At 29.3% G+C, this 12301-nt stretch carries 9 protein-coding genes; all 9 read left to right on the plus strand.

The genetic code is table 11. The features are described 5' to 3' along the window. The first annotated feature begins 2 nt into the window (after positions 1-2). The gene (locus JOD18_RS17270) at positions 3-1154 is read left to right on the plus strand and encodes a glycosyltransferase (protein WP_204670363.1); all 1152 of its coding nucleotides are present in this window, start codon (positions 3-5) and stop codon (positions 1152-1154) included. Positions 1155-1172: 18 nt separating this feature from the next. Beyond that, positions 1173-2339 (plus strand): glycosyltransferase, encoded by a 1167-nt coding sequence (locus tag JOD18_RS17275; RefSeq protein ID WP_204670364.1) that lies wholly within the window; start codon positions 1173-1175, stop codon positions 2337-2339. 27 nt (positions 2340-2366) lie between these two features. After that, positions 2367-3332, plus strand: coding sequence for a glycosyltransferase family 2 protein (locus JOD18_RS17280; protein WP_204670365.1), 966 nt, complete (start codon positions 2367-2369; stop codon positions 3330-3332). A gap of 38 nt (positions 3333-3370) precedes the next feature. After that, positions 3371-4684, plus strand: a complete 1314-nt coding sequence (locus JOD18_RS17285; protein WP_204670366.1) for an O-antigen ligase family protein — start codon at positions 3371-3373, stop codon at positions 4682-4684. After that, positions 4684-5778 (plus strand): polysaccharide pyruvyl transferase family protein, encoded by a 1095-nt coding sequence (locus JOD18_RS17290; RefSeq protein WP_204670367.1) that lies wholly within the window; start codon positions 4684-4686, stop codon positions 5776-5778. The genes JOD18_RS17285 and JOD18_RS17290 overlap by 1 nt, the downstream gene beginning before the upstream one ends. Positions 5779-5829: 51 nt before the next feature. Next, the gene (locus JOD18_RS17295; protein ID WP_204670368.1) at positions 5830-7359 is read left to right on the plus strand and encodes an oligosaccharide flippase family protein; all 1530 of its coding nucleotides are present in this window, start codon (positions 5830-5832) and stop codon (positions 7357-7359) included. Continuing rightward, entirely contained in the window at positions 7359-8756 is a 1398-nt protein-coding gene (locus JOD18_RS17300; protein WP_204670369.1) for a Coenzyme F420 hydrogenase/dehydrogenase, beta subunit C-terminal domain, read from the plus strand. Before JOD18_RS17295 ends, JOD18_RS17300 begins: the two co-directional genes overlap by 1 nt. Before the next feature lie 686 nt (positions 8757-9442). After that, positions 9443-10795 carry a UDP-glucose dehydrogenase family protein gene (locus tag JOD18_RS17305; RefSeq protein WP_204670370.1) on the plus strand — a complete coding sequence of 451 codons (1353 nt, stop codon included), beginning with the start codon at positions 9443-9445 and terminating at the stop codon, positions 10793-10795. 325 nt (positions 10796-11120) lie between these two features. Next, complete coding sequence (locus tag JOD18_RS17310) at positions 11121-12137, plus strand: NAD-dependent epimerase/dehydratase family protein (protein WP_204670371.1); 1017 nt, start codon at positions 11121-11123, stop codon at positions 12135-12137. Positions 12138-12301 lie beyond the last annotated feature (164 nt).

The following is a 12301-nucleotide window of genomic DNA, read 5'->3' on the forward strand; positions in this document are numbered from 1 at the left end:
CTATGTTTATTTTAAAAATAGGACGTTCCTATCCGCAACAAGAAACAGGAATGATGGGTATATTTGAATATGAGCAAGCAGAAGCATTGGGGAAATATGGGCATAAGATAATATATATATCTATTGACACTCGTTCAATAAAAAGGTTGAGAAAGTTCGGTTTTTTTGAAAAACAATCTGAGCATGCAAAAGGGTATTGTTACCACTTACCTATCGGTGGGCTGCCACAAAATTTATTTTCTAAAATAAAATTATTCTATTATAGAAAGTTAATGAAAAGGATTATTGAGAAGTATGGTATTCCAGATATTATCCATGTGCATTTTCCATTGTTAACTTTAACCACAGATGTTTGGGAATACTTGAAGTCTTTTGATAAGCCGATAGTTGTTACCGAGCATTGGACCAAAGTCCAGATAAAAGATTTAGAACCATTCCGTGTGAACCTTTTAAAAAGGATAACAGAGCAGTCAAATACTCTTATTTGTGTTAGCGATACTTTGAAACGTAGTATAGAAGAAATAACGAAGACAAATAAGAATATTCTAGTTATTCCTAACATGGTTTCACCAGAATTTTATTATGATAACAATTCAAACCAAAATAATAGAGAGTATCTTCAATTTGTGACTATAGGTAGATTGGTAAAAGTAAAAAGGTTTGATTTTTTAGTTAGGGCATTTATTAAGGCTTTTAAAGGAAATCAAAATGTGAGATTAGTTATTGTAGGTGGAGGACCAGTTTATAATGATTTATTAGAATTAGTGAAAAAAAATAAAATGGAAGATCAAATTTTATTACTTGGTTTTCAAACTAGACATCAAACCGCAAAAATAATACGAGAAAGTGATGCATTTGTTTCTGCAAGTGAATTAGAAACATTTGGTGTCCCTTTTATAGAAGCAATGGTAAGTGGAAAACCCGTGATTGGTATAAAAAATGGACCGATTGATCGTTACATTTCAAAAGAAAATGGTATTCTTTTTGAAAAAAATAGTATAAATGAGCTTGAAAAAGCATTATACGAATTATTGATTAATAAAAATTTGTATGATGGAGAAAGTATATCTTCTAAAGCATGTTCTTTATTTAGTGAAGAAAGTGTAACTATGAAACTCTCTAAAGTTTATAGAGATATTTTAAAAAATAAATAATGAGGGGTTAACTGCTGTATGAAAGTATTGATTGTATCACCTTATTTCCCACCATATCAAAGCGTAGCAGTAGTAAGAATTTCAAGCCTGGTACGGCATTTAATACAAAAGGAATTTCAAGTAACTGTGTTAACAAATAAACTTTCATCAACAGAAATTCAAAATATAAGTAATTTTAAATTTGAAAATGTAAAAAAATATTATGTTGATATAAGTAGAAATCAAGGTGAGTATTTTAAAAATAAGAAGAGTTATGAAAAGATTTTTAGGAGATTGATGGAAAAAAACAATTATGACAGAGTTATCATAACTTGTGGCCCCTACTACACAGTTCCTCTGTGTACAATTTCTGAAAAAGACTATAATACTAAATGCATCATAGATTATAGAGATCTATGGTTATTAGACATAAGGAATATGAGAGACTTTTTACATCCTAAAAATATATTTAAAAAAATAATATTTTTCCCGATAGAAGCCAGGGCTTTTTTTCATTCTCATAAGATAATTACAGTGACGGAGGGGTGGGCAAAAACTCTAAAAAAAATGTACCCTTTTTTTAATAAGAAGATAAAAGTAGTTTACAATGGTTACGATGATACTTATCTTAAAGAAGCATATATTTCTAATGAAAATGCAAGTTTTATCGAGACTGGTAGGGACTATAATTTAATGATATTTGGAAAATTATCTTATTATTCAAAAGAGTATTCAAATATCCTGTTTAAGGCAGTCAAAGGAATAAATGCAAATCATAATAATCTAAATATAGTTCAAGTCGGGCTTGAGGAGTCTGTTACAAGGTCGATTATAAATGAATTAAACTTTAACACTAATAATTTTATAAGTACAGGCTTTTTAGATTATGCTGATGGAATAAAGGAATTAAAATCTGCTAATGTTACTGTAATTATTGATATTAGGAAAAGGGCTATTGGTACTAAAATATATGACTATGTGTATGTTAATAAACCAATAATATATATAGGGAAAAAGAATACTTATTTATCAAATTTTGTTTCTAAATTTGAGCATGGCTACTCATGTAATAATGAAAAAGACTTAATACATACCTTAAATTACTTGATTGAAAATAAAATTACCTATTTGACAAAAACAAATACTATAGATCTTTACTCAAGGTCATACCAAAATAATGAGTTTGAAAAGTATATTAAGGGATAGAGACCGTAAGTTTAAAAGGAGAGAATGATGAAAGAACCATTAATTACTGTTGTTATACCTGTTTATAATGTAAGGGAATATTTATCTGAATGTATTGAATCGGTATTAAATCAATGTTATAAGAATATTGAAATAATTTGTGTTGATGATGGAAGTAATGATGGTAGTAGCGAAATTTTAAAGCAATACGATATTCAACATTTTAATATAAAAGTTATAACACAGAAAAATCAAGGTCAATCTGCAGCAAGAAATCAAGGGATTGAGTTAGCTCAAGGAAAATATATATACTTTCTCGATTCAGATGATTTGATATTGTCTGATACTTTTAGTTCATTAGTGCCCCAAATGGAAAAGTATCATCTTGATATTATAAGGTTTGGTGCTAAATCATTTTCTAGTGGTAAGAACGTAGCTATAACCCATTCTACATATGATTTTAGTGACGAGTTTAATACTAAAAAAATATATAATAAAGAAGATTTCTTGCGAAAATCTAAAAATGCATTTTCTGCTTCACCAGTATTGTATATAATTCGAAAAGATATTCTTGCAGAGAATAATATTTTATTTGAACCAAATATTATCCATGAAGATGAATTATTTACAACAAAGGTATTTATATCTGTTAATAGAGCTATGTATGCTTCGAAATTTTATTACCATAGACGATATCGCGAAGGATCCACAATGACATCAAAGGCTCAATCAAAATTTTCTTTCGATTCTAAAGTCACAGTATTATATAGATTAATAGAACTAAAGACTTCAATCACAGATTTAAATGAAATTATGATAATTGAAGATAGGATTAATAATTTGATAAATTCGTTATACACATATTCAAAAATCGACTCAAGGTATAAAAAATCTTGCATAAAAAATTTTTTGGTGAAAAATACAACCACTATGTATTATTTTAAAGCATTTCGTTTATTTATAAAGAGAAAAATATATGGTTTAAAGAATAGATTAAAACATTTATATAGATAAGTGCATGGTTTATATGATAAATAAAGGAGCCATATTTTATGATTGCCAGTGATAGAATCGATTTGAAAAAAATTTGTATTATGATCTTGATTATATATGCTTATATTGCTTCACTTTTAGAAGCAGTATTTAATAGCCTTTTTCTACATATAGCAATTATTTTACTTGTTTTATTTATTATGTTTATAAGTGAAACAATAACAAAAAATAAATTTTTATTTTTTAAAACAGATTTGTTATTCATTTTATCTATTATTGGTATAATAGCAAGTTTACATAGCACAGAGTTTAGAACTAAAGAAATTGCTGTACCAATCGTTTATATTATGATCTTAATTATAACTTACTTTGTAAGAACTGAAGTTAAAAATTATAAATCAAGTGCAAATCTAATAAAGTGGTTTTCTATTGTAATAGCTTTATCAGTAATTTTTTCTTATATTTTCCCCTCATTATATGAAAGATTATTTTTATCAACTCTTATTTCTGGTTATGCGGATAATATCAAGGAATTAATGGCTCAAGGATATTATACAGGTTTTACATCACAGGTGGCTTATAGTGCAGGGTATATAATTAACGGAATTGGTTTAATGTTTTGTATTTGGTTAGTAAATAAAAACACAAAAAACAAAGGGCTAAATGTTATTCTATTTTTTCTATTAGTATTTGCGTTATTATTAACTCAAAAACGAGCACATTTGCTGTTTACCTTTATTTCTATAGTAATTGTATATTTGCAATTTTCTACTCATTATATTGAGAAATTCAAAAAGAGTATAAATCTAATTATTATAGGTGTAATTTCTTCTTTAGTAATCATCCCTTTACTACTATTGACAAGTGTTGGTGAAACTCTATTTTTTAGGTTAAGTATGACTATTCAAAATCTTAGCTTAGACCAGGATATTTCAAGTGGGAGATTAGATCTGTGGCATTTAGCATGGCAACTTTTTTTGAATAATCCATTACTTGGTGTAGGATGGGGTAACTTTAGTTCGCATGTAGTAGGTACTGTAACGGTAGAAACAGAGATGCAAACCCATAATATTTATTTGCAAATATTAAGTGAAACAGGGATTTTTAGTGCGCTTGTAATATTTTTACCAATGTTTATAACTTATATAAAAACTTTTAAATTTGCTAGAATAATTTCATTAAAACAAAATAGTTTTTCAATTGAAGCTAAAATTGGTATTCTTTATTCATTATTTTGTCAAACATTCTTTTTATTGTATGGACTTACAGGTAATCCAATATATGATTTTAGTTATTTCAGTATATATTTGATTTCTGTTGGATTATTCTATTCAATATTATCCAAAAATATAAATCAAAAGGAACGATATTAATGAAAAAAATTGGAATAATAACGTTAAATGGGAATTTTAATTATGGGAATCGTCTTCAAAATTATGCATTACAAAAAGTAATCGAAAAAGAAGGAGCCCAAGTTGACACAATATTAGTTGATAAGTATAAAAAAAATAATGACGGGATTAGTATATTAATTAAAAGGAAAATAAAAAAATTACTTCAAAATGTGCAATTATACACTCCGAGTTATAAATATGAAAGAATGAGATTGAATAAATTTATTTTCTTTTCAAAGAAATTTATTAAAGAAACCAACTTTTATATCTCTGATAACAATTTTCAAGAAAGTAAAATAAAAGAGTATGATTATTTTGTTACAGGAAGTGATCAAGTATGGAATCCAGCTTTTAACAATGGGGTATCTTCCTATTTTTTAACATTTGCTCCGCTAGAAAAAAGGATATCCTATGCGGCAAGTTTTGGGGTATCTGAGATTCCACCAAAATACCAAGCAAATTATAAAGAATGGTTAGGAAATATTTCCTCTCTGTCTGTTAGAGAACAAGCTGGGGTTGAAATTATTAATCAATTAACTGGTAGGAAAGATGTTGAAGTTGTTTTAGATCCTACTTTATTGCTTAACTCTGAAGACTGGTTAGATATTGCTAGTCCTCATAAGCATAAACCAAGTTCTAAATATTTACTAACCTATTTTTTAGGTGATGTTTCTGAGGAGACAGAAAAAGAAATAAAGTCAATAGCAGCACACTACTCTTTAGAAATTATACACTTAGCAAATAAAAAAGATATACATGCATATACTGCTGATCCAAGTGAATTTTTAGATTATATTAACTCCTCTGAAGTCTTTTTGACTGATTCTTTTCATGGTTCTGTTTTTTCAATATTGTTCAGAAAGAATTTTGTAGTATTTGATAGACAAAGTAAAGGACAGTCTATGAATTCAAGAATTGATACACTCTTAAATACTTTTAATTTATTGGATAGGAAATGGAAAAATATTAAGAATTATGAAAGTATTTTGAATATCGACTATACGAATATAAATATAATTTTAAATGAAGAACGAGAGAAATCTTTGGCTTTTTTAAGAAATTCAATGAAGTAAAGATAAAAGTATAGTATATAGAATTAAAAATCGAAAGAAGTTGTTATATATATGAATCAATTAAGAAGTGGGGTTATTCTGTCATATTTATCTTTAATCGTTGCAATGATAGTGGCTCTGCTTTATACACCAATTATAATTAGATTATTAGGACAGTCTGAATATGGATTATATGCATTAATTGGTTCCTTTGCAGCATATTTTAGTGTTTTAGATTTAGGATTAGGAAATGCAATTATAAGATATAATGCTAGAAACAGGGCCATAGGCAATGAGAACACAGGAGCTCAACTTAATGGCATGTTTTTAAAGTTGTATATGATTATAGGTCTTTTAACAGTGATTTTAGGAGTTGTTTTTTACCAGTATATTGATGTTATTTTTGGAAATTCCTTAACTACTGATGAGCTGAAAAAAGGGAAAATAATGGTGATTATACTTATAATAAATTTTTCTCTCTCATTCCCTCTTTCTATTTTTACTTCAATAATCCAGGCTTATGAAAGGTTTGTCTTTGTTAAAGTAGTAGAAATAGTTAGGTCTGTTGCAGCACCATTAATTACTTTGCCGATACTTATGGTTGGTTATGGAGCTGTATCTATGGTTGTGATCACTACAATAGTTAATTTAAGTCTTTTGATATACAAGATGTATTATTGTTTCAAAACATTAAAAATCAAAATTTCTTTTGAGAAAATTGATTATACCCTATTAAAAGAAATATTGATGTATTCTTTTTTTGTATTTCTAGGAATTGTGGTGGATCAAATATATTGGAATACTGATCAATTTATATTAGGTGCATTATTAGGTACATTACCGGTTGCTGTTTATGCAATTGCAATGCAGTTTGTAAGATTATATATTAAATTCTCTACATCAATTAGTAGTTTATTCCTACCTAAGGTTTCTAAAATGATTGCACAAAATGTATCTAATAATGAACTAACTGCTGATATGATCCGATATGGGAGAATTCAATTATTAATAATGCTTTTTATCTTATCTGGTTTCACTTTGTTTGGCCGTAGTTTTATACAAATTTGGGCTGGGGATTCATATAAAGACGCATATGTTATTACTTTGATTATTATGGTACCATTAACTATTACACTAATACAGAACTATGGAATTTCTGTATTATATGCAAAGAACATGCAAAAATTCCGTTCATTAATACTAATAGTAATAGCTATTTTAAATATAGTGTTATCTATTCCTTTAGCTATTAAATTTGGAGAGATAGGTGTGGCATTTGCTACTACAATTTCTCTTGCATTAGGTAATATTTTGGCAATGAACTTGTTTTATCATTATAAAGTTGGAATTGATATGCTTTTATTTTGGAAAAACACCCTAAAAATTATCCCTTCTATAATAATATTGATGTTTGTGTGGGAAATATGGCAGTGGTTAGTTCCTTTTGATAGCATTTACATATATCTTATAGAGATCTCTATATTTAGTATTATGTACTTTGTAACATCATGGCGGTTTATTATGAATTCCTACGAAAAGCAAATGGTTAAATCAGTTATAGGAAAACTGTTAAAACCAATTATTAAAAAAGGATGGTTATAATGGTTAGTCAAGTTTCCGAATTAATGTCAACAGTAGTTGATAATGATTATTGTATTGGTTGCGGTATTTGTGCTAGTTTTAAAAATTCTCCTATTAGCATGAGAATAGATGAAAATGGTAAATACATTCCATATATAAAACCAGAAGAGTTAAATGAACTTAGCGATCCAGTAATTGATGTATGTCCCTTTTCAGAAAATAATAATGTAGAAGATGTAATCGGCCAAGAAGTATTTGGGCAGCAATTAGATATCACTTATGATAAATACTCTGGTTACCATCTACAAGCATTTGCTGGGTATGTATTAGAAGAACCATATAGGAAAAAAGGAAGTTCTGGAGGCATGGGAAACTGGATTGCAGCAAAATTATTAGAAAATAATTTAGTTGATGGGATTATTCATGTAAAACCAACAGAAGATCCTTTATTTAAGTATGATGTATCTAATGATGTAAATGAATTACTAAAAGGTTCTAAGTCTAAGTATTATCCAATTGAATTATCCGAAGTCTTAAACTTTGTTAGAAACAATAAAGGGAGATATGCTATTATTGGAATTCCTTGTTATATTAAAGGTGTTCGGCTGTTAGAAAAGCAAGATAATATTTTAAACGAAAGAGTAAAATATCACATAGGTTTAGTTTGTGGTCATTTAAAAAGCGAAATGTTTGCTAAATCCATAGGATGGCAATTAGACGTGAAACCTCAAAGCTTGAAAGCAATAGATTTTAGAAAGAAATTGCCTGATAGGCCTGCGAATCATTATGGCGTTGAAGTAATGGGAGATGTAGAAGGTAAAGAATCAAAAGTTTCTTCACCAACAAGAGATTTATACACAACAAATTGGGGATACGGCTTTTTTAAATATAATGCTTGTGAATTTTGTGATGATATTCTTGCAGAGACAGCAGACATAACAGTAGGTGATGCATGGTTACCTGAGTATTCACAAGATAGTCTAGGTACAAATGTTATAGTAGTTCGAAATTCTGAGCTAAAGAGTTTACTTGAGCAATATAATGGAGAATCCATTCATCTAGAAAAAATTAGTTCAGATAAAGTCTATGATTCGCAAGCTGGAGGCTTTAGACATAGAAGAGATGGGCTGTCTTATAGATTGTATCTAAAAGATAAAGAAAATAAATGGAGACCTAAGAAAAGAGTAGAGCCAAACAATAATCTTTCAAGAAAACGTAAGTTAACTTACGAACATCGCTCAAAACTCTCAATGGAGAGTTTTAGGGGGTATCGATATGCTATTGAACAAGGTGAATTTAAGTATTTCATTCAATATATGGAACCATTCATTAAAGAATACAAAAAAGTGATTAAGCCTAGTCTTCCTAAACGGGCTGCCTCTAAAATACTGAGAGAAATTAGGAGGATTATAAAGTAAATGTAAATAAAATTAATGTAATCAGTTTAATTTTTAATGCATTTATTGAAGTAGAAAGTTCAAGGGTTGAAGATAAATTAATTTGCTTATAAAGCCTTTGAAACTATAATCTCTTTAGCTATTATTATTTTAATTTGTTACTATATAAATAACAAATATTTACCATTGATATTATCTTTAAAAGTAATTATGATTAGGTGATTTTTAACTAAAATAGATATTATTTTAGTTAAAATAAGTTCTCCTAACACTTATGAAATTATTGACACTTAAGATAACGAGAAAAATTGAAAGATGAAAGAAGAAGAAGTTTTATTTCTTATATGCACATTCCTAAGATGATTGATCATTTTTACGATTCAACTTTTTGAAGTGGATTTTAATCCTACTAAAAGAGCTTGTTAATAATATTAGTATTTTATAATTCATTTATAGTGTACATGTTTCCGTTATTAAAGTTATTTTTGATAGAAGAATGTAAAAGTTGGTGTTTGATATATCTCTATTCTACAAGGAATAAAAGTTTAGTTGTGAAAAATAAATTGCCATTCATACTTCTTGTTTAATGAGTATATCTTTGGAAGCTTTCCTGTGTATTGGAGTAATGCTTGAAGAGTCTTAAACATTTTTATGTTGCCTTTATTATCGTGAGATTTATTATTATGTATTAAAGGAGTAAATAATATATGAAAAAAATAGCAGTAGCAGGGACAGGATATGTAGGATTAGTTACAGGTGTATGTATGGCTGAAAACGGCCATTATGTAACTTGTGTAGACATCGATGAACAAAAAGTAAAGACAATGCGCAAGGGAATTTCTCCAATTTATGAAGATGGATTAGAAGAGTTAATGAATAAAAATATTGTTGCTGGCAGATTGCATTTTACGACAGATTACCAGAGTGCTTATCAAGAAGCAGAAGCAGTATTCATTGGTGTAGGTACTCCTGAGCGAGAAGATGGATCAGCTGATTTAAAGTATATTGCTACAGTTGCACGGCAAGTGGCAGAATCTATTAATAAAGATTGTTTAGTTGTAGTGAAGTCTACAGTACCTGTTGGAACAAATGATAAAGTAGAACAATTTATTAATGATTTTCTGGTGCATGATGTAAGAGTAGAGGTTGCCTCTAATCCAGAATTTCTTGCACAGGGCTCAGCTGTCAAAGATACATTAGAGGCAGATAGAATTGTAATTGGAACAGAAAGCGAATGGGCAGAGTCAATATTAACTAGCATTTACGAACCATTTGGTATCCCTATTGTATCTGTTAATCGCCGTTCAGCAGAAATGATTAAATATGCGTCTAATGATTTTCTTGCGTTAAAAATTTCGTATATGAATGATATTGCTAATCTTTGTGAACTAGTTGGCGCAGATATTCAAGATGTGGCAAAAGGTATGAGCTATGATGAAAGAATTGGCAATAAGTTTTTAAATGCAGGTATTGGATACGGTGGTTCTTGCTTTCCAAAAGATACAAGTGCTCTAGAGTTTATTGCAAGACAAAATGGGTATAATCTTCGAACAGTCAAAGCCACAATAGATGTTAATATTGAACAGAAAATCAAATTATATGAAAAGGCAAGACAAAGAGTAATTACTTTTGATGGCATTAAAGTCGCAGTACTAGGATTAACATTTAAACCAGGGACAGATGATCTGCGTGAAGCTCCTTCTCTAGAAAATATCCCATTACTTTTAAAAGAGGGATCAGATATTTATGCTTATGATCCAGTAGGGTCAGACAATTTCCAACAGTTCTACCCAGAAGGGGATCATGATAAAGGAAGAATTACTTATGTTACTAGTCCGGAAGAGGCATTAACAGGTGCAAGTATATGTTTTATCTTTACAGAATGGGGAGAAATAAAGGCAATTACACCAGATCAATATAGACACCTTATGCGTTCTCCATTGGTTTATGATGGAAGGAATATATACGATGTACAAGAGATGGCTGATAGTGAAGTAGAATACTATTCAATTGGTAGGCCGCCAAAAGCAAAAAGTAGAGAAATAGCTGACTTACTATAAGTTATCCGTTAGATATTTTCTGGGCTGAATTGAAAATAACCATGTATCGTGATATTTTATATCATATACATGGTTATATTTATAACTGAGACGAATCTAAGTACCAATTATACATGATGTAGTCAAAAAGTCGAAAGAGCAAATTGAATAAAAAGGATCAGAACTTTTATATCATCTAAATAACGCACTAACTTAATACATACATCTTTGATTTAAGGTGATTGAAACTCATTTTATTGTAGAAGGTATAAAGAATATAGTATAGGCACACTTTGTTGGAAAACTAAAAGTTCGTAACATTGGTTAATGGAGAGGCGGAGCATCTTTGGGTAAAGAGACAAAGGTACATTTAGTTACAGGAGCAGCTGGATTTATTGGTTATTACTTATCTAAGAAGTTGCTTGATCAAGGCAAAATTGTTATAGGAATAGATAATCTCAATGATTATTACGATATAAAATTAAAAGAAAAACGTTTGAATTTATTAGAACCTTATAACAATTTTATTTTTATAAAATTAGACTTAGCAGATAAAGAACAAATATTTAATTTATTCAAGACATATCAACCGATAGTTGTGATTCATCTTGCTGCACAAGGTGGAGTTAGATATTCCGCCGAAAACCCAGATGTCTATATTCAAAGTAATATTAATGGCTTCTACAATATCTTAGAAGCATGCCGTCATTATCCAGTAGATCATCTTATCTATGCTTCATCCAGTTCTGTATATGGTGCAAATAAGAAGGTTCCATTTGAAGAAACAGATTTTGTTGATAATCCTGTATCCTTATATGCTTCAACAAAGAAAACAAATGAATTAATGGCACATACATATAGTTATTTATATGATATTCCTGCTACTGGTTTACGTTTTTTCACAGTTTATGGCCCTATGGGCAGACCAGATATGGCTTATTTTGGTTTTACTAATAAATTCTTTAGTAATGAACCGATCCAAATTTATAATAATGGTGATTTTGACAATGACTTATACCGTGATTTTACCTATATTGATGATATTGTCGAAGGGATCGAGCGCCTAATCAGTCATAAACCAACTGGTGAGGTGAAACATGAAGTCTACAATATCGGTAATAATCAACCTGAAAAGTTAATGACATTTATTGAGACCCTGGAGAAATGTATGAGTAAATCACTAGGTAAAGAAATGGTATTCGAAAAGCAATTTGAACCAATTAAGCCAGGTGATGTACCAGCAACATATGCCTCTACTGATAAACTACAAGCGGCTATTGATTTTAAACCACAAACTTCAATTGAAGATGGGTTACAGCAGTTTACCGATTGGTATGTGGAGTACTATGGAGTAAAAAGGTAGTCTCTCATCTGATAATTAAAAATAACCATGCAGCCTGACGTCTTTATCAGGTGCATGGTTATTTTTATGTTGATTACGGCCAAGTTTTTTTACCACCAGTGACATCTTATTTACCACTGATTGCTAAGGAATTTACCACACAACGCCAATGCAATTACCAATTC

It is taken from the genome of Gracilibacillus alcaliphilus (assembly GCF_016909015.1).
Lineage (GTDB): Bacteria > Bacillota > Bacilli > Bacillales > Amphibacillaceae > Gracilibacillus > Gracilibacillus alcaliphilus.